Source organism: Microbacterium sp. Kw_RZR3 (assembly GCF_029222405.1).
Lineage (GTDB): Bacteria > Actinomycetota > Actinomycetes > Actinomycetales > Microbacteriaceae > Microbacterium.
Window position 1 is genome coordinate 1 of sequence record NZ_JARHXC010000018.1, and the last position, 25,501, is coordinate 25,501.

29 protein-coding genes are annotated in these 25,501 nt (G+C 70.5%); 10 read left to right on the plus strand and 19 right to left on the minus strand.

Annotated features, from left to right (window positions below; translation table 11 throughout):
- Together rimI and tsaB are read right to left on the minus strand one after the other, a co-directional pair.
- Window positions 1-560 (minus strand): ribosomal protein S18-alanine N-acetyltransferase (gene rimI, locus P2P98_RS00495; protein ID WP_275796147.1); only part of this gene is annotated, 560 nt, incomplete at its 3' end.
- Window positions 557-1,192: a tRNA (adenosine(37)-N6)-threonylcarbamoyltransferase complex dimerization subunit type 1 TsaB gene (gene tsaB, locus P2P98_RS00500; RefSeq protein ID WP_275796149.1), complete on the minus strand. Its 636-nt coding sequence runs from the start codon at window positions 1,190-1,192 to the stop codon at window positions 557-559. The genes tsaB and rimI, both read right to left, overlap by 4 nt.
- Window positions 1,193-1,255: 63 nt before the next feature.
- Between tsaB and P2P98_RS00505 the strand changes: the two genes are divergently transcribed.
- Entirely contained in the window at window positions 1,256-2,179 is a 924-nt protein-coding gene (locus tag P2P98_RS00505; protein ID WP_275796151.1) for an alpha/beta hydrolase, read from the plus strand.
- On the opposite strand, the gene P2P98_RS00510 is transcribed toward P2P98_RS00505, so the two are convergent.
- The 10 genes from P2P98_RS00510 to coaA all read right to left on the minus strand — a co-directional run bounded on the left by P2P98_RS00510 (window position 2,154) and on the right by coaA (window position 10,811).
- A complete protein-coding gene (locus tag P2P98_RS00510; RefSeq protein ID WP_275796153.1) occupies window positions 2,154-3,071 on the minus strand; it encodes a HAMP domain-containing sensor histidine kinase in 918 nt (305 codons plus the stop codon). The two genes, P2P98_RS00505 and P2P98_RS00510, sit on opposite strands and share 26 nt — an antisense overlap.
- Entirely contained in the window at window positions 3,068-3,784 is a 717-nt protein-coding gene (locus tag P2P98_RS00515) for a response regulator transcription factor (RefSeq protein ID WP_275796155.1), read from the minus strand. Before P2P98_RS00515 ends, P2P98_RS00510 begins: the two co-directional genes overlap by 4 nt.
- Window positions 3,781-4,062, minus strand: coding sequence for a DUF4190 domain-containing protein (locus tag P2P98_RS00520; protein WP_275796157.1), 282 nt, complete (start codon window positions 4,060-4,062; stop codon window positions 3,781-3,783). The genes P2P98_RS00515 and P2P98_RS00520 overlap by 4 nt, the downstream gene beginning before the upstream one ends.
- Window positions 4,059-4,580 (minus strand): DUF3060 domain-containing protein, encoded by a 522-nt coding sequence (locus P2P98_RS00525; protein WP_275796159.1) that lies wholly within the window; start codon window positions 4,578-4,580, stop codon window positions 4,059-4,061. Before P2P98_RS00525 ends, P2P98_RS00520 begins: the two co-directional genes overlap by 4 nt.
- Window position 4,581: 1 nt before the next feature.
- Entirely contained in the window at window positions 4,582-5,787 is a 1,206-nt protein-coding gene (locus tag P2P98_RS00530) for an OmpA family protein (protein WP_275796161.1), read from the minus strand.
- 79 nt (window positions 5,788-5,866) lie between these two features.
- Window positions 5,867-6,370 carry a tRNA (adenosine(37)-N6)-threonylcarbamoyltransferase complex ATPase subunit type 1 TsaE gene (gene tsaE, locus P2P98_RS00535; RefSeq protein WP_275796163.1) on the minus strand — a complete coding sequence of 168 codons (504 nt, stop codon included), beginning with the start codon at window positions 6,368-6,370 and terminating at the stop codon, window positions 5,867-5,869.
- Window positions 6,367-7,488, minus strand: a complete 1,122-nt coding sequence (gene alr / locus P2P98_RS00540; protein ID WP_275796165.1) for an alanine racemase — start codon at window positions 7,486-7,488, stop codon at window positions 6,367-6,369. The genes tsaE and alr overlap by 4 nt, the downstream gene beginning before the upstream one ends.
- The gene (locus P2P98_RS00545; protein WP_275796167.1) at window positions 7,485-7,865 is read right to left on the minus strand and encodes a holo-ACP synthase; all 381 of its coding nucleotides are present in this window, start codon (window positions 7,863-7,865) and stop codon (window positions 7,485-7,487) included. The genes alr and P2P98_RS00545 overlap by 4 nt, the downstream gene beginning before the upstream one ends.
- Before the next feature lie 96 nt (window positions 7,866-7,961).
- On the minus strand, window positions 7,962-9,812 hold the full coding sequence (gene glmS / locus P2P98_RS00550) for a glutamine--fructose-6-phosphate transaminase (isomerizing) (RefSeq protein WP_275796169.1): 1,851 nt from the start codon (window positions 9,810-9,812) through the stop codon (window positions 7,962-7,964).
- A gap of 54 nt (window positions 9,813-9,866) precedes the next feature.
- Window positions 9,867-10,811, minus strand: a complete 945-nt coding sequence (gene coaA, locus P2P98_RS00555) for a type I pantothenate kinase (RefSeq protein WP_058597865.1) — start codon at window positions 10,809-10,811, stop codon at window positions 9,867-9,869.
- 51 nt (window positions 10,812-10,862) lie between these two features.
- Between coaA and P2P98_RS00560 the strand changes: the two genes are divergently transcribed.
- Entirely contained in the window at window positions 10,863-11,792 is a 930-nt protein-coding gene (locus tag P2P98_RS00560; RefSeq protein ID WP_275796172.1) for a Ppx/GppA family phosphatase, read from the plus strand.
- A 100-nt stretch (window positions 11,793-11,892) separates the two neighbouring features.
- Here P2P98_RS00560 and glmM read toward each other — a convergent pair whose 3' ends face one another.
- From glmM to P2P98_RS00585, 5 genes are all read right to left on the minus strand, one after another.
- On the minus strand, window positions 11,893-13,248 hold the full coding sequence (gene glmM, locus P2P98_RS00565; RefSeq protein ID WP_275796174.1) for a phosphoglucosamine mutase: 1,356 nt from the start codon (window positions 13,246-13,248) through the stop codon (window positions 11,893-11,895).
- Between the two features lie 14 nt (window positions 13,249-13,262).
- Window positions 13,263-13,733: a 30S ribosomal protein S9 gene (rpsI, locus tag P2P98_RS00570; RefSeq protein WP_058597862.1), complete on the minus strand. Its 471-nt coding sequence runs from the start codon at window positions 13,731-13,733 to the stop codon at window positions 13,263-13,265.
- 24 nt (window positions 13,734-13,757) lie between these two features.
- Window positions 13,758-14,204 (minus strand): 50S ribosomal protein L13, encoded by a 447-nt coding sequence (gene rplM, locus P2P98_RS00575; protein WP_058597861.1) that lies wholly within the window; start codon window positions 14,202-14,204, stop codon window positions 13,758-13,760.
- A gap of 188 nt (window positions 14,205-14,392) precedes the next feature.
- Entirely contained in the window at window positions 14,393-15,160 is a 768-nt protein-coding gene (locus P2P98_RS00580; RefSeq protein ID WP_275796179.1) for a type II CAAX endopeptidase family protein, read from the minus strand.
- A 148-nt stretch (window positions 15,161-15,308) separates the two neighbouring features.
- A complete protein-coding gene (locus tag P2P98_RS00585; protein ID WP_275796181.1) occupies window positions 15,309-16,145 on the minus strand; it encodes an alpha/beta hydrolase in 837 nt (278 codons plus the stop codon).
- Between the two features lie 143 nt (window positions 16,146-16,288).
- On the opposite strand from P2P98_RS00585, the gene P2P98_RS00590 reads away from it, so the two are divergent.
- The 5 genes from P2P98_RS00590 (at window position 16,289) to P2P98_RS00610 (ending at window position 19,613) form a co-directional block, all read left to right on the plus strand.
- Window positions 16,289-16,777 (plus strand): hypothetical protein, encoded by a 489-nt coding sequence (locus P2P98_RS00590; protein WP_275796183.1) that lies wholly within the window; start codon window positions 16,289-16,291, stop codon window positions 16,775-16,777.
- 48 nt (window positions 16,778-16,825) lie between these two features.
- Window positions 16,826-17,305: a MarR family transcriptional regulator gene (locus P2P98_RS00595; RefSeq protein WP_275796185.1), complete on the plus strand. Its 480-nt coding sequence runs from the start codon at window positions 16,826-16,828 to the stop codon at window positions 17,303-17,305.
- 37 nt (window positions 17,306-17,342) lie between these two features.
- Complete coding sequence (locus tag P2P98_RS00600; protein ID WP_275796187.1) at window positions 17,343-17,762, plus strand: organic hydroperoxide resistance protein; 420 nt, start codon at window positions 17,343-17,345, stop codon at window positions 17,760-17,762.
- A 76-nt stretch (window positions 17,763-17,838) separates the two neighbouring features.
- Window positions 17,839-18,486 (plus strand): response regulator transcription factor, encoded by a 648-nt coding sequence (locus P2P98_RS00605; RefSeq protein ID WP_275796189.1) that lies wholly within the window; start codon window positions 17,839-17,841, stop codon window positions 18,484-18,486.
- The gene (locus P2P98_RS00610) at window positions 18,483-19,613 is read left to right on the plus strand and encodes a histidine kinase (RefSeq protein WP_275796191.1); all 1,131 of its coding nucleotides are present in this window, start codon (window positions 18,483-18,485) and stop codon (window positions 19,611-19,613) included. Before P2P98_RS00605 ends, P2P98_RS00610 begins: the two co-directional genes overlap by 4 nt.
- A 33-nt stretch (window positions 19,614-19,646) precedes the next feature.
- On the opposite strand, the gene P2P98_RS00615 is transcribed toward P2P98_RS00610, so the two are convergent.
- A complete protein-coding gene (locus P2P98_RS00615; RefSeq protein ID WP_275796193.1) occupies window positions 19,647-20,711 on the minus strand; it encodes a PIG-L family deacetylase in 1,065 nt (354 codons plus the stop codon).
- Between the two features lie 217 nt (window positions 20,712-20,928).
- On the opposite strand from P2P98_RS00615, the gene P2P98_RS00620 reads away from it, so the two are divergent.
- Window positions 20,929-21,210, plus strand: a complete 282-nt coding sequence (locus P2P98_RS00620) for a hypothetical protein (RefSeq protein WP_275796195.1) — start codon at window positions 20,929-20,931, stop codon at window positions 21,208-21,210.
- Window positions 21,211-21,225: 15 nt separating this feature from the next.
- On the opposite strand, the gene P2P98_RS00625 is transcribed toward P2P98_RS00620, so the two are convergent.
- Window positions 21,226-22,305, minus strand: coding sequence for a PIG-L family deacetylase (locus P2P98_RS00625; RefSeq protein ID WP_275796197.1), 1,080 nt, complete (start codon window positions 22,303-22,305; stop codon window positions 21,226-21,228).
- Window positions 22,306-22,547: 242 nt separating this feature from the next.
- Between P2P98_RS00625 and P2P98_RS00630 the strand changes: the two genes are divergently transcribed.
- Both P2P98_RS00630 and P2P98_RS00635 read left to right on the plus strand, forming a co-directional pair.
- Window positions 22,548-24,107, plus strand: a complete 1,560-nt coding sequence (locus P2P98_RS00630) for a sugar transferase (protein WP_275796199.1) — start codon at window positions 22,548-22,550, stop codon at window positions 24,105-24,107.
- Between the two features lie 74 nt (window positions 24,108-24,181).
- Window positions 24,182-25,501: UDP-glucose/GDP-mannose dehydrogenase family protein (locus tag P2P98_RS00635; RefSeq protein WP_275796201.1), on the plus strand; the 1,320-nt coding region annotated here is incomplete at its 3' end.

Below are 25,501 nucleotides of genomic sequence, written 5' to 3' on the forward strand. Positions count from 1 at the left end.
ACCTCGGGGCGGGCAGGGACCTCGGGCCGGGCAGGGACCTCGGGCCGGGCAGGGACCTCGGGGCGGGCAGGGACCTCGGGCCGGGCAGAGGTCTCGGCGCGCCGCGCCGCCCAGCCGCGCAGGTCGAGCTGCATCACGATCGCGTCGACGTCGTCGGGCTGGTAGTACCGCGGGCGACGCCCCACCTCGACGAACCCCTCGGACGCGTACAACGTCTGCGCGACGGGGTTGTCGGCGCGGACCTCGAGGAACACGTCGTGCACTTCCCGACGCCCGGCCTCCTCGAGCAGGGCCGTGAGCAGCGCTCGCCCCCGCCCGCGACCGCGCGCGGCCTCGGAGATGGTGATGGTCTGGACGTCGGCATCCCGAGCCCCGCGCACTGCACGCAGCCCCGCGTACCCGATCACGCGGCCCGCTTCTTCGACGACGACGTACCAACCGTGGGGCGAGGCGAGCTCCTCGCGCATCATCGCCGCGCTCCAGGCGTCGGTCGGGAACGAGGCGTGCTCGAGCGCCATGATCGCGTCGAGGTCGTCGAGGGTGGCCGCGCGCGTCGTCATCCGCTCACCCGCTTCGGGGCGTGCGCGGCGACGACGTCGGGGCTGCGAAGGTAGAGCGGTTCGGGACCCGCGAGGGTGCGCCCGGCGTCGAGGGCTCGGGCTGCGGCGAGGGCGATCATCGCGGCCGACACGCTCGTCGCGTCGACGCGGGCCGCACCGAGCTCGGCCAGGCGGACATCGAGGTCGTCGCGCGGGCTGAGCGCGGCATCCGAGACGCGGACGGGTAGGCCGTCGTCGTCGATGCCGTCGTAGACGCTGTAGGCGAACTCCCGTCGGCGTGCGTCGGTCACGACCGCGAAGCGCGGCGTCTCGACGTCGATCAGCGCGTCGGCGAGCAGGATCCCCAGCGCGATGCCGTCGTGGCTGGGCACGGGCACGACCGGGACACCGCGTCCCAGCGCGTACACCCGCGCGGTCGCGATCCCGACCCGCAGTCCCGTGAAGGGGCCCGGTCCCATCCCGATCGCCACGTGCGTCGGGGCCGGGGCCGCGGACGTCGCGCGCCGCAACAGATCACCGATGACCTCCGCGTGACCGAGGGGATTCGCGCTCTGTTCGTCCGCGAGCACTTCACCGTCGCGCGTGATCGCCGCGACGGCGGTGCCGAGCGAGGTGTCGATGCCGAGGATCACCGTTCCAGGGTATCCGCCGCAGGTCGTGGCATCCGATCGGGCCCCGTGTTCCGAAGAAGGATCATGGATGCCACCGAGCTCGGCCTGCGTAGGCTCATCGTTCCCACCGCGGTGGGACCGATCGTCGTCCACGCGGGCCGAGCGTCGGGGAGCCCGGTCGCCACCGTGCTGCTGCACGGCGCAGCCGGATCGTGGCGGACGTGGATTCCGCTGATCGCGGCGTCGGACGAGATGCGGCGCCCCCTGTCGGACATCGTGGCGATCGATCTGCCCGGTTGGGGCGAGTCGGCCGGACCCGTTCCCGACGCGGGAGACATCGCCGTGGCCATGGCGGCCGTCGCGCGCGCACTCGGGTACCCGCGCTGGCGCGTGGTCGGGCACTCGCTCGGGGCGGTGGTCGCGCTGGATGTCGCCGCGCGCTTCCCCGCGGCGACGGTCGCCGTCGGCGTGGTCTCGCCGAGCGGACGGGGGGCGCGGATCGTGGCACGGCACCCGGTCCGCGGCATCCTGACCCTGCCCGGGCTCAGCGGCATGATCCTGGCGATGCGCGTGCTCCGCGGCCTCGGGCCCCTGTCGCGACCGCTGCTCTCCCTGCTGGCGCGAACGGGCCTGCTGCGCGTGCTGGCGCGGCCGCTGTTCCGGCATCCCACGCGCGTCAACCGTGCGGTGAGCGACGCCCTCGCGTCCGACATCCGCCCCGCCTCGTTCCTCGCCGCCGCTCGCGGGGCGCGCACTCACGACGACGCCGTCTGGAGACGTGTCGCGTGCCCGGTCCGCGTGGTGAGAGGGCGCCACGACGTGTTCGTCGCGGCGCGCGATGGTCAGCGATGGCGGCGGCTGATCCGCGATCTCGACGAGGTCGTCCTCGACGACAGCGGTCATTTCGCACACGTCGAGCAGCCGGTCCTCACGCTGATGGCGCTCCGCGAGGTCTGGGTCGCCGACCGTGTGCCGGCGCCGGTCAGGCGGTCGGCAACCGCAGCGTGACGACGGTCCCCGCGCCCTCGCGCGAGCGGAGCTCGACGTCCCCGCCGTGACGGTGGAGGATGGTCCGCACGAGCGAGAGGCCGATGCCCGAACCGGGCACATCACGGGCGTTCGCCGCGCGAGCGAGGTCGTCGAACACGACGGCCTGGGCGTCGGCCGGAACCCCGCGTCCCGTGTCGGCGACCTCGATGACGGCCCCACCCCCGTCCTCGCGCAGGCGGACCTCGATCGGGCCGGATGCCGAGAACTTCACTGCGTTGGCGAGGACGTTGTCGAGCGCCAGGGCGAGCAGGTCCGGGTCTCCCGGCAACACGGGAACCGGCCACGGCACCCGCTCGGCGATGACGCTGATGCGTCCGCGCGCCTCGGGGCGCTGCTGTTCGATCGCGTGCACCGCGTCGCGAGCGAGCGCCTCGAGGTCGACCGGCTCCGTCTCGAGCGGCCTCGTCTCGATCTCGGACAGTTTGCGGAGGTCTCCCACGAGCGCGGCGAGTCTCCGCGCCTGCGCATCAATCACCTCGACGTGGGCGGGAGCCGTGGCGGGATCGACTCCCGCCAGAGTCGCCCGGATCGCCGTGATCGGATTCTTCAGCTCGTGATCCAGCCGCGCGAGGAAGCGGCGGTGAGCGTCCCGCTCGTCATCGCGTCCGGCGCGATAGCCCTTGTCCCGCGCGAGGTCGCGCGCCGCTCTCGCCCGGCCGCGCCGCGCCGTGAGCGCCACGATCACCGCGGCGACGACCGTCAGGGCCACCCCGACGTACACCACGACGAGGGGCAGGGCTGTGCTCACCGTCAGCGCTCTGCGCTCCCCGGCGACGAACAGCACCAGCGCCGCGATCGCCGCGAGAGACACGGGCAGCGCAATCGCGAGCGCCGCCGTCCGCCGGCTCACGCGGCACCGACCGGGTGGACGAAGCGGTATCCCGCGCTCTGCACGGTCTCGATGTAGCGGGGCGCACCGGGGTCGTCCCCGAGCACGCGCCGCAGCTCCGCGATGCGGTGATCGATCGCGCGGGTCGAGGTGACGAAATCGAAGCCCCACAGCGCCGTCAAGAGCCGATCGCGCGTGTGCACCTCCCCGGGGTGCGCCATGAGGTAGTCCAGCAGCATCACGGCCTTGGGCGTCAGGGTCACCTCGGCGCCGTCGCGCCAGACGCGCCGCGCGGAACGGTCGAGCTCGAGGGCTCCCGCCCTCAGTCGCGGTGCCGCGCTCAACGGGCGCTCCCCCGGCACGCTGCGCCGCAGCACCGCCCGGACGCGCGAGAGCAGCTCCTGCGGGTCGAACGGTTTGTTGAGGTAGTCGTCGGCACCCTCGTCGAGGGCGGCGCTGCGCTCGTACGACTCGCCCACCTGGGTCAGCAGGATGATGGGCAACCACCGCCCCTCAGCACGCACGCGCCGGACGAACTCGCGCCCGTCGATGCGCGGCATGATGACGTCGCACACGGCGAGCGCGATATCTCCGGTAGGCAGCACATCGAGCGCCTCCTGCCCGTCCGCGGCGACCACGATGCGATAGCCGCTGCGTTCGAGGAAGGCGCCGAGGCCGGCGCGGATCGTCTCGTCGTCGTCGACGAGCAGGATGCCGGGACGTTCGTCGCTCACGACGACACCCACGTGGCGAACACGGGGACGCCGACCGCGACGGCGATTAAGAGCCCCACGCCGATGATCGTCGCGGCGAGCGCGAGGTAACCCAGCACGAGACCGACGATCGCGAGCGTCGCGCCGCGGTCGCCGGTGCGACGGATCTGTCCAAGGGCGATGTGCCCGAAGATCACGGGCAGGATGCCGAATCCGCACAGGCCCAGGACGAGGGCGGCGATCGCGAGACCGTTCGTCCGCGGCGCTGCCGGCGCCCACGCGGGGACCGGCGCGCTCATCGCTCGTCCCGCACGGAGGTCGTCGCCACGCCCGTGTCGTCGAGGCGCGGCGCGCTCCCCCGCCAGAGGATCGTGTTCACGTCACCGCTGACGACGAGATCGCCCACCTGCTGGGCGTACACGACGATGCCGTCGCCACTCACGGTGAGCGTCGAGACGTCGTCGAGCACGACCACCGTTGCGAATCCCGACACGGTCACGTCGTCGCACGCTCCCTCGACCCGGACGACCTTGCCGTCGTCGGCGATGACGAGACCGGGGGTGCAGGCGACGGTGGTGCCCGCGAGCGAGATCGCCTCGTCGCGGGTACGGAGGTTCGACGGCGCCTCGGGCGCGTCGGAGGCGGGCGGCGCGATCACCTCGGGCCGCGGATCGTCCGTGGCCATTTCGAGAGTCGAGGCGTCGGTGGGCGAGGCGACGGGGCCGGCGGCATCCTTGTCCGTGATGCTCACGGCGCAGCCGGTGAGAGCGGTCAGGGAGAGGCCCAGGGCCAGAGCGGATGCGGTGATTCTGTGCATGTCAGCCTCCGAAGGTGGGGACGAGGATCTCGACCCGGCGGTTGAGTTGGCGACCGGCGGGGTTGTCGGCCCCGTCGATCTCATTGGCGGCGACGGGGCGCGATTCTCCGTACCCTTCCGCCGTCCAGCTGGTGGGCGTCCCCCGCTGACGGAGCGCCTCGACGACGGCCTGCGCCCGACGCTCGGACAGCACCTGATTCTCGGCGTCGGTGCCGATGGCATCCGTGTGCCCGGAGACCGTGGCTGCGGGCACCTCGGCCCGCGTCAGCAGCGACGCGAGGGCGTCGAGCACGCCGGTCGCATCCGGCCGGATCTCCGCGGAGTCGAAGTCGAACAGCACCGCGTCCGAGAGGGTCAGGGTGGTGCCGCAACTCGCCACGGGGGCGAGAGCCGCGAGCGGTGGGAAGACCCCGAGCCGCGGCACGGGAGGAAGAGGTGCCACCGCCACCGGCCTGCCGTCGACCCGACCGGTGCCGTCGCCGAAGTTCTGGATCTCGATGGTGCCGTCGCGGTACGACCCGGACCCGTCACCGAAGTTCTGGATCTCGACCGCTCCGGCGCGGTAGGTCCCCGATCCGTCGCCGAAGTTCTGGATGCTCCCGTCGCCGCGGGTGCTGTTCCCCGAGCCGTCGCCGAAGATCCGCACCTCTCGGGCCGCATCGCGGTACGTGCCCGAGCCGTCCCCGAAGTTCTCGATCGCCACGTCACCCGAGGTGTACGACCCCGAGCCGTCGCCGAAGTTCTGGATCTCGACGCCGCCGATCGTCGTCGACCCCGACCCGTCACCGAAGTTGCGGACGGTGCCGTCGGGCCCGGTATAGCTACCCGAGCCGTCGCCGTACAGCACCGCCGTACCGGCTCCGGCGCTCACGCTCTGCCCGGCGTCGCATGGCGCGGAACCGACTGTCACGCCCGGCATCGAGACCAGTGACGACGATGCCTCGATCGTGAAGGCCGAGGCCGAGTCGTCCAGCAACGCCAGGTCGGGGAGGGTGAACAGCGGCACCGGAGGGAACTCGCCCACGTCGTACCCGGCGACCCGGGCGACGTCCGGCTCGCGCGTGGGCGTGGCGACCGCGGCCGACGGAGAGGAGGCGGAGACGGATGCCGCCGGCTCCGCGCTGCACCCGACGAGGCCGAGCAGGGCGAGAGCGGCGGAGACGCCGAGCGCCCGACGGGCCGAGAAGGAGCGGGGGGATCGACTCATGGCATCCACCGTATTCACCCGATGTCGCAGGCGTATCGCGGCGGTGTCGCTGTTTCGCGACAACCCTCGCGCCGCCGCATCACGGGCGACGAGAGATCGTCACCGTCCGAGGGGCATCCGCGTCGAAGTCGAGCGTGTGCGGCGCGATCTCACCGCAGGCGTTGTCGACGCCGCGCCCGCCCACCTCGCGGTCGATCTCGATCTCCCACCACGAGTCGGCGAGGTGCTCGGCGACGCCGCGCCCCCACTCCACGATCACCGCAGAGCCCGCGACGTCGATGTCGAGGTCGTCGAGCTCGACCGCGGCTCCCAGGCGGTACGCGTCGACGTGCACGAGCGGCGTCCCCCCGACCAGCGAGGGGTGCGTGCGCGCGATCACGAAGGTCGGGCTCTGGACGGGACCCCGGATGCCGAGCCCCTCGCCGATCCCCCGGGTCAGGGTCGTCTTCCCGGCGCCGAGCGGTCCGGTCAGCACGACGACATCGCCCGGCTCCAGCGCGCGACCGAGGGCGCGGCCGAGCTCCTCCATGTCGCCCGGACCGTCGATCCGCCGTTCCCCGAGCAGGTCGTCGGGCACGCTCATGCGCCGACCTCCCTGCGCGGCACCCGGGCGCCGATGCGCGTGACGATCTCGTAATCGATCGTGTCGGCGGCGTCGGCCCAGTCGCGAGCCGCCGGGACGCCCAGCGTCGGGTCGCCGAACAGCACGACCTCGTCGCCGACCGCGACGGGATGATCGCCGACGTCGACGACGAACTGGTCCATCGCGATGCGTCCGGCGACCGTGAAGCGGCGCCCTCCGATCACGACGGGACCTCGGTCCGAAGCCTGTCGGGGCACACCGTCCGCATACCCGAGGGGCACGAGCGCGAGGGTCGTGTCGCGCTCCGTGCGGTAGGCGTAGCCGTACGACACCCCTGTCCCCGCTGGAACGCGGCGAACGGCCGACACCGCTCCGCGCAGGGTCATGGCCGGGCGCAGGCCCAGATCCGCCGACGTGCGGTCGTGGAACGGCGAGATGCCGTAGATGCCGATGCCGATGCGCACGGCGTTCAGACGCGTCTGCGGGAGCGCGATGGCGGCGTGCGTCGCGGCGATGTGCCGGAGCGGCGGATGCAGACCCGCGGATGCCGCGAGAACGACGCCCTCCTCGAAGCGAGCGAGCGCGGCGAGATCGTCCGCCTCGCTCGTGTTCGACAGGTGCGAGAACAGCCCGACCACGCGCAGCCGTCCGATGCGCTCGAGGCGCGCAGCCTCGGCGAAAACGGTTCGCCAGTCGGCGGGCGCGACGCCGTTACGCGAGAGGCCCGTCTCGATCTTGAGGTGCACCGCCGCGGGGCGGTCGCCCTGAGCCGACTCGGCCGCACGCAGCAGCTGGTCGATGTCGGAGATCCCGAGCTCGATGTCGTGGCGCACCGCCTCGACGAAGGACGCCCCCGGCGCGTGCAGCCACGCGAACAACGGCGCGTGGATCCCGGACCGGCGCAGAGCGAGAGCCTCGTCGATGTCGGACACGCCGATCCGCGTCGCTCCTCCGCGCAGGGCCGCCGCCGCCGCGCGGTGCGCCCCGTGTCCATACCCCTCGGCTTTGACGACCGCGATGACATCGACCCCGGTGAGGCGTCGGAGGTGTCGGACGTTCTCCGCGATCGCGTCCACGTCGATGAGGGCTTCGCGGAGCACTCCCGGTGCCATTCTCATGCGGTGTCTCCTGGAGGGGTCTGCGTTGCGGCTTCGGCGATCACGTACGCGGTGGCGAGCCCCGCGTCGTGCGACATCGACAGGTGCAGCACCGTGATTCCGCGGGCCGCGATCGTGTCGGCGGTCTCACCGCTCAGGGCGAAGACGGGGCGACCCGAAGGCTCGGACGCGACCTCGATGTCGGTCCAGTACACGCCGTCCGAGCCACCGAGGGCCTTGATCAGCGCCTCCTTTGCGGCGTACCGGGCGGCAAGCGACCGTGGTTTGAGGACACGCTCCGCGGGCGCGAAGAGGCGGGGCAGCAGCCGCGGGGTCCGCGCCAGCTGCTCCTCGAAACGGGGCACGTCGACCAGGTCGACGCCGATTCCGACGATCATGCACTCTCCCCTCCTGGCAATCCTGTCCATTCTGCCCGGTCGCCGCGACGAGAAAGGGGCCGGATGCCACGGCATCCGGCCCCTCTCCGATCCGGCTTACTCGACCGTGACGGACTTCGCGAGGTTACGCGGCTGGTCCACGTCGAGGCCCTTGGCCTCGGCCAGGCCCATCGCGAAGATGTGCAGCGGCACGACGGCCAGCAGCGGCTCGAAGAGGGGAGCGGCGAGCGGGATGCGAAGGACCTCGTCGGCGGCGGGGAGAACGGCCACATCGCCCTCTTCCGCGATCGCGATCACGCGAGCGCCGCGAGCGCGGATCTCCTCGATGTTCGAGACGACCTTCTTGTGCATCTCACCCGACCCACGCGGCGAGGGCACGACGACGAACACGGGCTGCCCGGGCTCGATCAGGGCGATGGGGCCGTGCTTGAGCTCGCCGGCAGCGAAGCCCTCGGCGTGGATGTACGCCAGCTCCTTGAGCTTCAGCGCACCCTCGAGCGCGATGGGGTATCCGACGTTCCGCCCGAGGAAGAGGACCGAGCGGGTGTCGGCCATCCAGTGGGCGAGCTGCTCGATGCGCGCCTGCTCGGTCTCCAGCACGCGGGCGATCTTGCCCGGCACCGCCTCGAGCTCGGTGACGGCCTCGACGGCGACCATGGGGTCGATCGCCCCGCGAACCCGACCGACGTGCAGGGCCAGCAGGTACAGCGCGGTGATCTGCGCGACGAAGGCCTTGGTGGAGGCCACGGCGACCTCGGGGCCGGCGTGCGTGTAGACGATGGCATCCGACTCGCGCGGGATGGTGGCACCCTGCGTGTTGCAGATCGACAGGGTCTTCGCGCCGCGCGAGCGCGCGTACTTCACGGCCATGAGGGTGTCCATCGTCTCGCCGGACTGGCTGATCGAGACGACGAGGGTGCGCGGGGAGAGCACCGGATCGCGGTAGCGGAACTCGTGCGCGAGCTCGACGTCGACGGGAACACGCGTCCAGGTCTCGAGCGCGTACTTGCCGACCATGCCGGCGTACGCGGCGGTGCCGCAGGCGATGACGAGGATCCGGTCGATGTCGGCGAGGAACTCGTCCATACCCTCGAGCTCGGGGATCTCGACACGGCCCTCGTGGATACGACCGCGCAGCGTGTTGGCGACGGCCTCGGGCTCTTCCGAGACCTCCTTGGCCATGAACGACGACCAGCCGCCCTTCTCTGCCGCGGACGCGTCCCAGGTGACCTCGAACGCCTCGACCTCGACGGGAGCGCCCGAGAAGTCGGTGACCTCGACGCCGTCGGGGGTGATGGCGACGATCTCGTCCTGCCCGATCGCGAGGGCGTTGCGGGTGTGCTCGACGAAGGCGGCGACGTCGGAGCCGAGGAAGTTCTCGCCCTCGCCGAGGCCAATGACGAGCGGCGAGTTGCGCCGGGCGCCGACGACGAGACCCGGGTGGTCCTCGTGCATCGCGAGGAGCGTGTACGCCCCCTCGAGGCGCGACACGACGGAGCGGAACGCCTGCACCAGGTCCTTGGTCCGGGCGTACTCCCGGCCGATCATGACCGCGGCGACCTCGGTGTCGGTCTCGCTGCGAAACGCGAAGCCGTCGCCCACGAGCTCGCTCTTGAGCTCGGCGAAGTTCTCGATGATGCCGTTGTGGATGACGGCGAGCTTGTCATCGTCGGCCAGGTGCGGGTGCGCGTTTGCGTCCGTCGGGCCGCCGTGGGTGGCCCAGCGGGTGTGACCGATACCGGTCGTGCCATTCGGCATCGGCGAGGCTTCCAGGTCGTCGCGCAGCACGGCGAGCTTTCCCGCGCGCTTGCGCATGCCGAGGCCCCCGTCGCCGTCGATCACGGCGATGCCCGCGGAGTCGTAGCCCCGGTATTCCAGCCGCGACAGACCCGCGAGAAGGATGTCCTGGCTCTGCCGAGGACCCACGTAACCGATGATTCCGCACATAGCTTCCGAGTCTACGGGGCCGCGCCTGAACGAACTCCCGTCGGGCGGGAGGGGTCAGAGCTTGCGCAGCAGCACCGACTCGACCGTGTGGTCGGCACCCTTCTGCAGGACGAGCTTCGCGCGGTGCCGCGTGGGCAGGACGTTCTCCTCGAGGTTGGGGAGGTTGATCTCGCGCCAGAAACCGAGCGCCCGCTCGACCGCCTCTTCGTCGCTGATGTCCGCGAAGACGCGGAAGAACGATGACGGGTTCGTGAAGGCGTTGTCGCGCAGCGCCAGGAAGCGGTCGACGTACCAGCGCTCGATGTGGGCGGCATCGGCGTCGACGTAGATCGAGAAGTCGAACAGGTCGCTGACCGCGACCTCGTTCGGCGAGGGCGGCGGCTGCAGCACGTTGAGCCCCTCCACGATGACGACGTCCGGGCGGTGCACGGTGACGTGCGCATCGGGCATGATGTCGTACCGCACGTGGGAGTAGAACGGAGCGCGCGCCTCCTCGGCCCCCGACTTCACCTCGCTGAGGAACTCGACGAGAGCTCGCCGGTCGTAGGACTCCGGGAATCCCTTCCGGTCCATGAGGCCCCGCCGCTCGAGCTCGGCGTTCGGATAGAGGAAGCCGTCCGTGGTCACCAACTCGACCCGCGGGGTGTCGGGCCAGCGACTCATCAGCTCGCGCAGCAGGCGCGCGATGGTGGACTTGCCCACCGCCACCGATCCGGCGACCCCGATGACGAACGGTGTCGTGGCATCCGGTTCTCCCAGGAAGGCGCTCGTGTCGGCCCCCAGTCGCCGCGTGGCGCGCGCGTAGAGGCTCAGCAGGCGACTCAACGGCAGATAGACCTCGGCGACCTCGCGCTGGTCGAGCCGGTCGCCGATGCCGCGCAACTGCACCACCTCGGTCTCGGTGAGGGGCTGTTCGATCCCCCCGGCCATGCGGGCCCACTCGGCTCGATCGATCTGTCGATAGGGGCTCAGCGACGGTGCGGCGGCGGTCTCGGACACGCGGCAATGCTACTCGCGGGCCGATCGGTGCCTTCCCACTACGCTCGGACCGTGCGTCTCGGAGTCCTCGACATCGGCTCGAACACGGTCCACCTGCTCGTCGCCAACGCGCGAGCCGGGGGCCGTCCCACAGCCACCACGTCCCATCGCTCGGTACTGCGCCTCATGCGCTACCTGCAGCCCGACGGGTCGATCTCGCCCGAGGGAGTGAAGGGACTCGTGGATGCCGTCGCCGCGGCCCGCGCGACGGCTGAGGCCGAAGGGGTCGACGAGCTCCTCGCGACGGCGACGTCGGCGGTCCGCGAGGCGACCAACGGCGACGCCGTGATCGCGCGGATCGAGGAAGCCCTCGGCCAGCCGCTGCAGGTGCTCGGCGGCGAGACCGAGGCGCGCTTCACCTATCTCGCAGTGCGGCGCTGGTTCGGGTGGTCGGCGGGACAGATCCTGCTGTTCGACATCGGCGGCGGATCGCTCGAGATCGCCGGCGGTGCCGACGAGCTGCCCGATCTCGCGGAGTCGGTCCCGCTCGGCGCGGGACGCTCGACCGTGCAGTTCCTCCCCCACGATCCGCCCAGCGCCGACGAGATCGACGCGCTGCGCCAGCACGCCATGTCGGTCTTGGCACCGGTGGCCGAACGTTTCGCCGCGCTCCCCCGACCCGACCACGTGGTGGGGTCGTCGAAGGCGATCCGCTCTCTCGCGAAGCTCGCGGGGTACCCGGTGCCGGGCTGGTCGGGGATCGACCGCATGGTCCTGCCCCGCCGGCAGCTGAAGGACTGGATCCCGCGTCTCGCGCAGATTCCCGCCGACGCGCGCGAGGCACTGCCCGGCATCACCGCGGATCGGACGTTCCAGATCGTCGCCGCCGCGATCGTGGTCGAGCGCGCGATGAAGGCGATGGACGTCGAAGAGCTCGAGGCCTCACCCTGGGCTCTGCGCGAGGGCGTGCTCCTGCGCTACATCGAGTCGCTGGAGTACTGAACGACGAAGGCTCAGCGACCCCGATGAATCGAGGTCCCTGAGCCTGTCGAAGGGACCGGACGCGCGCGGAGGTTCTCGAACTCGTCGAGGGGACGAGCGCCTACAGCGCGAGGCGCTCCCGCACGACGTCGGCAAGCCGGTCGGCGTGGGCCCGAGCGACATCCTCCGACGCCGCCTCCACCATCACGCGAACGAGCGGCTCGGTCCCGGATGCGCGCAGCAGCACGCGGCCCGAGTCGCCGAGCTCCGCCGTCGACGCGGCGACCGCCGCTTGAACACCCTCGTCATCGACCCCGTCGCGATCGACGCCGCGGACGTTCACGAGCACCTGCGGGTACACCGTCATCAGCGACGCCAGTTCGGCGAGGGTCTTCCCCTGCCGCGCCATCTCGGCGACGACGTGCAGACCCGTCAGCAGTCCGTCGCCGGTCGTGGCGAAGTCGCTCATGATGACGTGCCCCGACTGCTCGCCGCCGAGGGAGTATCCGCCCTCGTTCATGGCCTCGAGCACGTAGCGGTCTCCGACGCCGGTCTGGAGGACCCGGATGCCATGGGCCTCCATCGCCCGGTGGAGACCGAGGTTGCTCATGACGGTTGCGACGAGCGTGTCGTCGACGAGCGTCCCACGCTCCTTCATCGCGACCGCGAGGATCGCCATGATCTGGTCGCCGTCGACGACGTTGCCCTGCGCGTCCACGGCGAGGCAGCGGTCGGCGTCCCCGTCGTGGGCGATGCCGACGTCGGCGCCGAGGCGCACGACGGTCTCGGCGAGCACGTCGAGGTGCGTCGAGCCGACGCCGTCGTTGATGTTCAGTCCGTCGGGGTCGGCGCCGATCACGGTGACCGTCGCGCCGGCGTCCTTGAACGTCTCGGGAGAGACACCGGCGGCTGCTCCGTGCGCGCAGTCGAGGACGACATGGATGCCGTCGAGCGGGTGCGGCAGCGAGCCCAGCAGGTGCAGCACATACCTGTCCTCGGCATCCGCGAAGCGACGGATACGGCCGACACCGGCGCCCGTGGGCTGCAGACGCTCCCCCTCGAGAGCGCGCTCGATGCGCTGCTCGACGATGTCGGGGAGCTTGGTGCCGCCACGGGCGAAGATCTTGATCCCGTTGTCGGGAGCGGGGTTGTGCGAGGCCGAGACCATCACGCCGAAGTCGGCGTCACGGTCGGCGATGAGGAACGCGGTAGCGGGGGTCGGGATGACGCCGGCGTCGAGGACGTCGACACCGGAGGAAGCCAGCCCTGCGGAGACCGCGGCTGCGAGGAACTCCCCCGAGACGCGAGGATCGCGCGCGACGACGGCCGTGAGGCGACGCCCCTCGGCCTTGCGCGCCTCCGCAGAACGGCCCTGGCCCAGGACGACGGCAGTCGCCTGGGCCAGGTGCAACGCGAGCTCGGCGGTGAGGAGGCCGTTGGCCAGCCCCCGCACCCCGTCCGTGCCAAAAAGAGGCATACGGAGTTTCGAACTCAGCGCTTGGAGTACTGAGGCGCCTTGCGGGCCTTCTTGAGACCGGCCTTCTTGCGCTCCTTGACGCGAGCGTCGCGCGAGAGGAAGCCGGCCTTCTTCAGGGTCGGGCGGTTGTTCTCGGCGTCGATCTCGTTGAGCGCACGGGCGATACCCAGGCGCAGTGCGCCGGCCTGGCCCGAGGGGCCGCCGCCGGAGATGCGCGCGATCACGTCGTACGAGCCCGCGAGCTCGAGCACCGTGAACGGGTCGTTGATCAGCTGCTGGTGCAGCTTGTTCGGGAAGTAGTCCTCGATCGTGCGGCCGTTGACCGTGATCGTGCCCGAGCCGGGAACCAGGCGCACGCGGGCGATGGCCTGCTTGCGGCGGCCGACGGCTGCGCCGGGGACCGAGAGCACGGGGCGCTCGGCGGCGACGACGGACTGCTCGGCCGGCGTCTCGGTGCTGTAGTTGCTGGAGTCGATGTTCGACACTGTTTCGTCCTTATCCGGCGGCGCTTACTGGGCGACCTGGTCGAAGGTGTATGCCGTGGGCTGCTGGGCACCGTGGGGGTGCTCCGCGCCGCGGTAGACCTTGAGCTTCTTGAGCTGCGCCGCGCCGAGGCTGTTCTTGGGCAGCATGCCGCGGATGGCCTTCTCGACCGCGCGGACAGGGTTCTTCTCGAGGAGTTCGTCGTAGGTGACGGACTTCAGACCGCCCGGGTAGCCCGAGTGGCGGTACGCCTTCTTGTTCTGGAGCTTCTGACCCGTGAGCGCCACCTTCTCGGCGTTGATCACGATGACGAAGTCGCCGGAGTCGATGTGGTTGGCGAAGGTCGGCTTGTGCTTGCCGCGGAGGAGGACCGCCGCGTGCGAGGCCAGGCGGCCGAGAACGACGTCGGTGGCGTCGATAACGACCCACTCGCGCGTGACCTCAGCGGCCTTGGGGGTGAAAGTGCGCGTCACAGTAGTGCTGCTTTCTTGATCGAACGGAGGAGTTCGTGAATCCCGCTCCGGTGGTCCGTTCCCGTGTCGACGACTCGGGGAACAGGGCCGGTGGAGGGCTCACGTTCGGGCAACCTGCTCGCAGAGAGGCAGGCACCAAACATCAAGACTACGTCATTCGGATGCCGAGACCAAACGCGGGCGATCCGTCACCCCCAGAGGGTCCCGACGGCGACGAGGACGACCCCGGTGGCGTTGAACACGATGTGCGTGGCGACCGCCCCCCACAGCCTGCCGGTACCGAGCACGAGCACGGCCGTGACGACCCCGACCAGCGCGAGAGCCCACACATCCGGAACGGACAGCGTCGCCGCGAGAAGGTGCGCGGAGACGAACAGCGCCGCGGATATCGCCGTCGCCGCGATCCCTCCGGCGACGCGCCCCGCCCACCGGCGGACAATCGTGTAGGCACACACGAGCACGACACCGCGGAAGAGGAGTTCTTCGAGCACGGGGGCGACGACGACAGCGGAGATCGCGTCGACGACGAAACCGTCGGGGAGGGCCCCATCGACGCTGGGGGTCGACGGCCACGGCAGCGGTCCGCTCTCGGCTTGCGCCAGGGCTCCCTGGACGAATCGCAGGGTGACCCCGAGGACCGCCCCGTACAGGACGTCGACGGCGCGGAAGGCGAGAAGACCGCGAGGGCGAGAGCGGCTCCACGCCCAGACCACGGGGACAGCGAGGCTGACCCAGATGACCGCCTGCGAGACGATCGCAGAGCTCGAAGCGGGCAGGACGGGTGCGAGAGCCCGCGCGACCAGGGCACCCGCACCCGCGGCGGCCGTCGCCCACCCCAGCAGCTCCAGCCCCCACGGCGCCGTCGTCGCCCCGCCCTCACGCCAGGCGCGGTGGGGACGACGACGTCGTCGTCGCATCGGGGCGCCGTCGAGGGATTCGGCATCGCGGGCGCTCATGATCGCCACCGTAGAGGCGTGATTCCGCGGCATCCCGGGAACGTCCGACACCGCCGGGGCGTCTCGCGTCGTGCCCGCCCACCGCGTCACCCGATGAAGGTGAGGGATTCACCTGCGCGGCCGGGCGCGCATCCGGCCGCGCAGGAGATCAGCGCTGCAGGAAGTCGATGAGCACGCGGTTGAACTCGTCGACGTGGCTGACATTGACGCCGTGCGGAGCACCGGCGACGACGTGCAGCTCGCTGCCCGCGATCGCGGCGTGCGTGCGCGCACCCGACCCTTCGAAGGGAACCGTCGCGTCACTGTCGCCGTGGATGACGAGCGTCGGGACGGTGACGTTAGGCAGGTCCTCGCGGAAGTCGGTTGTCGCGAACGCCTCCATCGCCTTCAGCGCCGCATGGTGGTCGGCCTGGTTCGCGAGCCGCTCCGCCTCGGCGCGGTCCGCCTCGGAGACGACGAGCGTGCCGTCGACCGAGAAGAAGTCGGTCGTGAACTGGTGGTAGAACGCCTTCTCGTCGTCCTTCAGGCCCTGCTTCATGCCGTCGGCGGTCTCGTCGTCGAGCGGACCCTCGGGGTTGTCGTCGGTCTTCGCGAGATACGGCGGCACCGCCGCGGCGAAGACGACGCTGCGCACGCGGTCGGCGCCGTGCCGCGTGAGGTAGCGGGCGACCTCGCCACCTCCCATCGAGAAACCGACGAGAGTCGCGTCGCGCAGATCCAGCGCGGCCAGAACCGCCTCGAGGTCGTCCGAGAAGGTGTCGTAGTCGTACCCCGTGCGGGGCTTGTCGCTGCGACCGAAGCCGCGGCGGTCGTAGGTGACGACGCGGTAGCCGGCCTCCTCGAGCGCCGGAACCTGGTGGGCCCAGGACTCCCCCGAGAGGGGCCAGCCGTGGATGAGGACGACGGGACGACCCGTGCCGCCGGTGTCGTCGACGTGGAGGTCGATGTCGGTCAAGAGTCCGTGGTGTGCAGTGATCTCGCTCATGCCGACCATCGTTCGACTCGAATCTGGACGGACGGGGACGGTTGACGTCATGCCGACGAGTTGATACCTCCGCGCATGAACACGAACGTCGTCCCGAGCGCAACGCCGGGCGTGCGCGGCGAGCCTGTCACTAGCCTCCCGGCATGACTTCTCTTCGTCTTCCGTTCGCGATCCTCACGGCCGCGCCTCTCGCCCTGGCACTGACGGGCTGCGCCCCCTCCACGACGGGCGCGGGCACCTCGGAGACGGTCGTCGCGGCCGTCGTGCGCGCGGAGTCGGACAGCGGCGGGCGCGCCGTCGATCTCGAGCGCGAGGACGACGGCTCGTGGGAGGTCCGCGTGGCCATGAGCGGGCGAGCCGAGGATCTGCGGATCAGCGCGGACGGAGGGCAGGTGCTCTCGCGGGGCGAGGCGGACACCCTCGACGCCGAGGATCGTGCCGCGCTCGAGAGGGCGGGGACGACGATGGCGGATGCCGTGCGGACCGCCGTCGCGGCCCACGGCGACGGCAGCGTCGAAGAGGTCGGGATCGAACGCGCCGAGGGCGGCTCGGTATGGCGGGTGTCCTTCGACACGGGTGCGGACGTCACCATCTCGCTCGCGGACGGGAGCGTCGTGCCGTCCGCCCCGTGACGAGTAGGTTAAGTTGTGCACAATTAAATTGTGTGCAACCCTTATCGCATGCCCGCTGTCGATGCCCTCGTCTGCTTCGCGCTTTACGCCGCGAACCGCACGACGACCCAGGCCTACCGGGCTCTGCTCGAGCCCTGGAACCTCACGTATCCGCAGTACATCGCGCTCGTGACCCTCTGGAACGACGGCGACCAGACCGTGAGCAGCCTGGGCGACGCGCTCCAGCTCGACTCGGGAACACTGTCGCCGATGCTCGCGCGCCTGCAGACCGCCGGGTACGTGACGCGAACGCGCGACGGCCGCGACGAGCGCGTGGTCACCGTCTCCCTCACCCCGAGAGGTCACGAGCTGCGCACCGAACTCGCGCACGTGCCGCGGTGCATCGCGCAGGGCTCGGGACTCCCCGACGCCGACAGCGCTCGAGACCTCATCGATGCACTGCACCAGCTGACGGCCGCGATGCGCGACCTGCGCGACCACCCGGAAGACGCCGTCGCCGCCGAACGCGCGACGCGCGACGCCTCCTGAACCGCCCGACACCCCGTCCCCAGAAAGGAACACACTCATGGACGTTCTCTACACCGCAGAAGCGCTGTCCACCGGTCAGGGCCGCCTCGGCCACGTCTCGGCCGGCGAGTACATCGACCTCGAGGTCGCACCGCCCAAGGAGCTCGGCGGATCCGGCCAGGGCACCAACCCCGAGCAGCTCTTTGCCGCGGGTTACGCGGCCTGCTTCCACAGCGCGCTGCACTCCGTCGCGCGCGCACAGAAGGTCACGATCGAGGACTCCTCGGTCGGCGGCCGCGTGCAGATCGGGCCCAACGGCCAGGGCGGCTACCAGCTCGCCGTCCTCCTCGAGGTCGTCCTCCCGGGCATCGAGCACGAGCTCGCCCAGCAGCTCGCCGACGCGGCACACCAGGTGTGCCCGTACTCCAACGCCACGCGCGGCAATATCGACGTCACCGTCACCGTCTCGGACGACTGATGACCACGGGCGGGGGCGCTCGTCACCAACGCCCCCGCCCTTCGCGTCGCCCGGCGGGCGTCGTAGGGTGTGAGTCGTGATCCGGGTCGTAGTCGTCGATGATGAAGCCCTCGTACGCTCCGGTTTCGAGTTGATCCTGGGCGCTGCGCCCGACATCCGGGTCGTCGCGGCCGTAGACGGAGACGTCGCCGTCGACACCATCCGCCGCGAACGCCCGGACGTCGTCCTCCTCGACATCCGAATGCCGGAACGCAGCGGCCTCGACATCCTGGGCGACCTGCGACACGACGCCCACCGCCCGGTCATCGGCATCCTGACGACCTTCGACACGGACGAGTACATCGCTCGCGCACTGTACGACGGTGCGGCGGGGTTCCTCGTCAAAGACACCGCGCCGGAGAACCTCGCGGCCATGGTGCGCACACTCGCCGCCGGCGGAGTGGTGCTGTCACCGCAGGTCTCGCGCACCCTGGTCGACGGCTACACCGGCGCACCCGACCACGACGCCGTGCGGCGGATCGCCCTCCTGACGGATCGCGAGCGCGACGTCCTGGCCTGCCTCCCCACGGGTGAATCCAACGCCGAGATCGGCCGAAGACTGCACCTCAGCGGCGCGACCGTGAAGGACCATGTCAGCGCGATCCTGTCGAAGCTGTCCGTGTCGACGCGGCTCGAAGCGGCTCTCATCTCGGAGCGGGCACGCCCCCGTCGGCGCCGCGCATGACGCGCTTCGTCCCGCGGGCCGTCGAACGACTCAGCGGAACGCGCGGCTTCGCCGTCGTCGTCGACCTCACGCTCGCCGCGGCGGCCTTCATCGACGTCGCCGTCTCGATTCCCTCGTGGTCGACGATCGAGACCGCTCTCGCTCTCGTCGCGGTGGCGGGGCTCCTCGTGCGCCGCCGCCTGCCCTGGGTGTCGTTCGCACTCGTGCTTCCCGGCCTCGTCGTGGATTCCATGACGATCGCCGCCCCGATCGCGCTGTACTCGGTCGCGGTGCGGACCCGTCGCATCCCTCTCCTGGTCGCTGCGGGAGCGGTGACCTTCGGCTGCTTCCTCCTGCCCGACTGGCAGCTGCCCGAGATGGACTTCCTCGCGCCCGCCTTGCTCTACGCCCTGATGTACGCCGCGACGCCCATCGCCCTCGGCGCCCTCGTCCGCACGCACCGCGAACTCTCCGACCGTGTCGCAGAGTTGTCGCTCGCGCGCGAGGCGGGGCGCGAGAGAGAGAGGGAGGACGTCCTCCGGCGCGAGCGCGTCCGCATCTCACGCGAGATGCACGACGTCGTCTCTCATCAGGTCAGCCTCGTCGCCGTCCAGGCCGGGGCCCTCCAGGTCTCGTCTCCCGATCCCGAGTCGCGACGGATCGCCGGGGTCATCCGCTCCCTCGCGGTCCGGACGCTCGATGAGCTCCGCCAGATGGTGGGGGTCCTGCGCGCCGACGGAGCGCGCACCGACTCCGCCGAACCGCAGCCCACGGTCGACGACCTCCCCCGACTCGTGCGAGAGAGCGGCCTCGAGGCGGAGCTGGATATCTCTCTCCCCGCCGATCTCGCTCCTCCCCTCCAACGCGCGGTCTACCGCACCGTCCAGGAAGGCCTGACGAACGCCCGCAAGCACGCGCCCGGGGCGCGCGTCCAGGTCACCGCGACCGCGGACACCGCCGCGATCGACGTCGTCATCGAGAACGACGCCGCGACCGAGCACGGTATCCACCTGCCCTCGAGCGGGACGGGCCTGCTCGGTCTTCGCGAGCGCGCCGAGCTGCTCGGCGGCCACCTCGACGCCGCGGCGCGCAGCGGCGGAGGCTATCGACTGCGCGTCACGATCCCCCGGCGTGACAGCGAGCACTGACACCGCTGCCGCCACCGACCACGGCCGGGGCCCTCAGCTCACGCGCAGCTCGGACTCGCCCTTCGGGTACGAGCGGCGCAACCACGCCCCGAACCCCGGCTGCGAGAGGCATGCCGAGGCATCGGCGCAGGTCACGACGGGGTCGTCCGCGGCGTACGTCTCGTAGATCCGCACCTTCGTGTCGAGCACCGCACCGTCGACGTTGGCGGGCTCGTCCTGCGAGGGGTACCCGATGTAATAGGACATCGCCTCCGGTCCGATGCCCGCCTGCGGCGCGAGGGCTCGCACGAGCGAACCCACCGCCGAGTGATCGGGGTGATCGCCGCGCGCGAAAGCGCTCTCGTGAGGGATGTTCGTGGTCACGTGGGTCGGCTGCGCCGCAGCCAGGAGCTCGACGATCGTCGCCGATAGGCGCGCGCGGTCGTAGACGGTCGAGCCGTCCACCGATGTCAGCGTCGCCGCGGAACCGTTGATGAGCCGCGTCAGGCACACGTTGCCCGTCGCGACGAAGCCCTCGGCATCCAGACCTCCATCCGGCAGCCGCATCATCGTGAGTGAGAGGCGCGGCTCGTCCGAGGGGGTGAACCGTATGACCTGTGCGCCCGAGAGCAGCGTGAGCTTCTCCTCCTGCCACGGCGCGGTGCTGCCGCGCATCTCGTCGTACGCGGCGCGGATACCGGCCTCCCGCTGTTCCGCGTACTCGAGGCCCTTGCCCGCGTCACCCGCCGTGACGAACACGGCACGAACGGTACGCCCCGAGGCGATCTCCTCCGACAGCGCCGGGTTGGCGAAGATGATGTCGTCGTCCGCGTGGGCCCAGATCGCCATCGCGGTGTCGGTGCCGGCAGCCTGCGCGGCCGGAGAGGGCGGCAACGGGGAGGGGAGGGATGCCGGCAGGATCGGCGCGAGCGAGACCCAGGTGCCGACAGGGCCGGAACTCCGTCGGACGTTGCGGTAGACCAGCGCACCCGCCCCGAGTCCGACGACCGCGAGCCCACCGATGAGCAGTCCGCGCCGGGTCAACCGGGCGCGGCGCGCGCGATCGACAGCGGAATCGTCGGGTGCCGTGTCGGGCGAGGGATCGTCGTCAGTGCGCACGGCGGTTCCGTCCTCTTCTCCTGCACCGCGCCGGTCGGGCCGCGTGGCCCCCGGTTCGGTTCTTCGTCTTCCGTCTCGACGCTATCGCGGCGACCCCGGGTATCCCTGTCAGCGCCCGAGAGTTCCCCCGCTCGGCGGGGTTGAGCACCTACGGCAATTCATCCGGTCCATCGATAACGCTCAGCCGAAACCGAGGGAGCGCGGCCACACTCGCCCCATGCAGACGTCCTCACCGCCGCGGTCGCTGTCGCCCGCTGCTCTGCGCGTACGCGCCGTCCTCTGGGAGTGGGACCCGATCGGGGTCCGCGACATCGGCGACGGGTGGCCCGACGACGAGTACGACGACCTCATCGTGCCGATCCTCGAGGCCCTGGCATCCAAGCCCACCGCCGACGAGCTCGCGGCCGACCTGCGTTCGGTGGTCAAAATCGACTACGGCCTGCCCACGCCGGACGGATGCCACGAGGTCGCGGTGTCTCTGCTCCGCCTCCAGGACTGAGCCGTACCGGCCGGCTCAGGGCATCTGCAGTTCGGCCTCGGTCTTGGGGTAGGACCGCCGGAGCCACTCGCCGAACTTTCGCGTCTTGAGACACCCATCGCGGTCGGCGCAACGGATGACGTCGTCCTGTTGGGTGTAGACCCGGTAGATCTCCACCTTGGTGTCGAGGGCCGCCCCCTCGATGTTGCGGGGCAGATTCTCGGACGGATAACCCACGAAGTAGCGCAGCCCCGGGCCGGCGTCCGCGGTCGGTCCGATCGCGTCACGCACGAGTGTGCCGACGACCGAGTGGTCAGGATGATCGCCGGGCGCGAACGCGCTCCCCCGCGGAATGTGGGTCAGCGTCTGGGAGGGGTGGAACGCCTCGGCGAGCTCCGCGAGACTCGCGGTGAGCTGAGCGCTGCTCAGCGCGGGGCCGCCGTCGATGGGAGCGAGCGAGGCGATCGACCCGTCAAGCAGTTTGCTCAGCGTCGCGTACCCGGTCGCCGCGAACCCTCCGTCGGTGATGTTGCCGTCGGGAAGACGGACGAAGAGGACGGACACACGGGGGTCCCCCTGCGGCGTCAGACGATCGACGCGCATTCCCGCGTTCAGGGTGATCTCGGTCTCGTCCCAGAGCCCCTCTTCTCCTCGCATCACGTTGTAGGCGCGCAGGATGCCGAGCTCTCGCGATCGGGTGTAATCCATGCCACGGCCGGCGTCGCCCGCGGTGACGAAGACCGTGCGGACGCAGTCGCCCGCCGCGATCGCCTCGGAGATCGTCGGGTTGGCGAAGATGATGTCGTCATCCGGGTGCGCCCAGATCGTGAGAAGGGTGTCCTCACCGACACAGGGCTGGGCGACCGGCGACGTCGGGGTCGGGGTCGGGGTAGGGGGCGGGGTCGGAGTCGGGGTCGGAGAATCAGTCGGGCGCGGCGACTCGGCCCGAGAGGAGGGCGTCGAGACCGCCGCGGGGGCGGGAGATGCGAAGCGATCGAGCACGATCGGCACGGCGATGGCGGCCGCCGCGACGGCGACGACCGCGGCGACCGCGACGAGGAGGGCGGCGCGGCGGCGTCTTCTCGCGCGAGCGGAGCGCGTCTGCGTGCGCGTCATCGATGGTCCTTTCGGCCGCGGCGCATCGGTCGAGGGCCGGCGATCATCCGTCGCCCGAGTGTAACGACACCGCTTCCCGGCGCCGCGGGACGCCTCCCGCACGGGCGGAAAGTGACCGGATCGCGCGTGTCCCCGAAACATCGCATTCACCCGAGGGTGATTCACTGGGTGAGATCCGCCTGTTATCGTTCAGCGGGGAGAAAGTGAATTTTCAGGCACCCTGGGGGAAAGGCCTAAGCACTGTGACGTCTGACCTGAGAGTCGACGCGACATCGGCGTCGCAGGACAGCTACGGCGGCATCGCCGACGCCGATGAGCAGATCCCTGTTGCCCCGGCGCCGACGACCGTGGCCGCACACCCGCGAGATCGCTGGCGCCTGCGCTATCGCCGCAATCTCTTCCTCACCGACCTCGCCGCGCTGGTCTGGGTCGTCTACGGAACCCAGCTGATCTGGTTCGGTACCGGCAACGTCGCCGTCGCCGCCAACAAGGACGGTCGCATCACCGACCTGTCGTACTGGATCTTCTCCGCGATCCTGATCGTCGCCTGGATGTGGGCGTTGTCGTTCGTCGACTCGCGCAGCGACCGCGTCATCGGCACCGGCTCCCAGGAATACGTGCGGATCATCGACTCGAGCTTCCGTGTGTTCGGCGCCGTCGCGATCCTCGCCTTCCTGACGCAGATCGACGTCGCTCGCGGTTACCTGCTCATCTCGCTCCCCGCCGGGATCGCCGTCCTCATCTTCACGCGGTGGCTCTGGCGCCAGTGGCTCATCGTGCAGCGGTCGCAGGGCAAGTACTCCGCCAACGTGCTCCTGGTCGGATCGTTGACGTCCGTCACCCAGCTGGCGCGCGAGTTCGCGCGCACCCCGAGTGCCGGTTACCGCGTCGTCGGGGCGTGCGTGCCCAACGGGAAGATCGCCGACGTGATCCCCGGGACGACCATCCCCGTCATGGGTCACGTCGGTGACATCGGACGGGCTCTGTCCGTCACGGGCGCCGATACCGTCGCCGTCACGAGCGCCGACGAGCTCCCCGCCGACAAGGTGAAGCAGATCTCGTGGAGTCTGGAAGCCGGGCGTCAGCACCTCGTGCTGGCCCCCAGCATCATCGACATCGCCGGTCCGCGCCTGCACACCCGACCGGTCGCGGGTCTCCCCCTCATCCACGTGGAGACCCCGCGCTTCTCGCGCGGGCAGGTGTTCCTCAAGCGGACCGTCGACCTGGTCGCGAGCGTGACGGGCGTCATCCTGCTCAGCCCGGTCCTCGCCTTCCTCGCCATTGCCGTGCGCCTCTCCAGCACAGGGCCGGTGTTCTTCCGCCAGACGCGCGTCGGGTATCACGGCAACGAGTTCACGATGATCAAGTTCCGCTCGATGGTCGTCAACGCCGAGGACCTTCTGCACGATCTCGCCGCGCAACAACGCGACTCCGGCAACGAGGTCCTGTTCAAGATGAAGAACGACCCCCGCGTGACGCCGATCGGCCGGGTGATGCGCAAGTTCAGCCTCGATGAGCTGCCCCAGCTGTTCAACGTGATCGGCGGCTCGATGTCGCTGGTGGGCCCCCGACCGCCGCTGCCGTCCGAGGTGGCCCAGTACGCGGACCACGTACACCGTCGCTTCCTTGCGAAGCCCGGGATCACCGGGCTCTGGCAGGTCAGCGGCCGCTCGTCGCTCTCCTGGGAAGAGTCCGTCCGTCTCGACCTGTCGTACGTTGAGAACTGGACGCTCCTCGGCGACTTCGTCATTCTCGGCAAGACCGCTCGCGCCGCCCTGGCGCCGGGCGATACCGCCGCGTGAAATCCCCGCGTGTCCGCGGGTCCGCGACAGGATGCCTCCGCGTCGCGTCGATAAGAATCTGAAAGGCTTTCATCGTGCGTTTGTCTGTAGTGGGGTGCGGTTACCTGGGTGCGGTGCACGCGGCGGCGATGGCATCCATCGGCCATGAGGTCGTGGGCATCGATGTCGACGAGCGCAAGATCGCCGCTCTGAGCAAGGGCGAGGCGCCCTTCTTCGAGCCCGGGCTGCAAGAGATCCTGACCGAAGGCATCGCGTCGGGCCGACTCTCCTTCACGACGGACATGTCCGCCGCGCAGGGGGCCAAGGTGCACTTCATCGGCGTGGGCACTCCGCAGCAGGCGGGTGGGTACGCGGCCGACCTCACCTACGTGAACGCCGCGGTCGACGGACTGCTTCCCTACCTGTCCGAGGGCGATCTCGTGGCCGGAAAGTCGACCGTGCCGGTCGGCACCGCTGCGACGCTCGCCCCGCGGGTGACCGAGACGGGCGCGACCCTGGTGTGGAACCCGGAGTTCCTCCGGGAGGGATGGGCCGTTCAGGACACGATCGACCCCGACCGCCTGGTGGCCGGCGTCCCGTTCTCAGAGGGCGTCGCGACCGCGGAGGGCGAGCGAGCCGCGCAGATCCTCCGCGAGGTCTATCACCCCTCGATCGCGAAGGGCACGCCGTTCATCGTCACGGACTACGCCACCGCCGAGCTCGTGAAGGTCTCCGCCAACGCCTTCCTGGCGACGAAGATCAGCTTCATCAACGCCATCGCCGAGATCGCCGAGGTGACCGGTGCCGACGTGACGACCCTTGCCGACGCGATCGGGCACGACGCCCGTATTGGCCGCCGCTTCCTCGGGGCCGGCATCGGTTTCGGTGGCGGCTGCCTGCCGAAGGACATCCGTGCTTTCTCGGCGCGCGCCGAAGAACTCGGCCGCGGCGAGTCCGTCGCCTTCCTGCGCGAGATCGACGCCATCAACCTGCGTCGACGCGACCGTGCGGTCGAACTGACGAGCGAGGCACTGGGCGGCTCGGTCTACCAGAAGAAGGTCACCGTGCTCGGCGCCGCGTTCAAGCCGCACAGCGACGACATCCGGGACTCCCCCGCCCTCGACGTCGCGGTTCGCCTGCACGGTCTGGGCGCCGATGTCACTCTGACCGACCCCGCGGCCATCGAGAACGCGCAGCGCATCCACCCGCAGCTGACCTACGTGCACGACCGCGACGCGGCACTTCAGGACGCGGATGCCGTCATCGTCGTCACCGAATGGGACGAGTACCGTCACCAGCTCGATCCGGCGCACGCGGCCACGCTCACGCGGGGACACATCGTGATCGACGGTCGCAACTGCCTCGACGCGTCCGCCTGGCGGGCTGCGGGCTGGACGTACCACGGCATGGGTCGC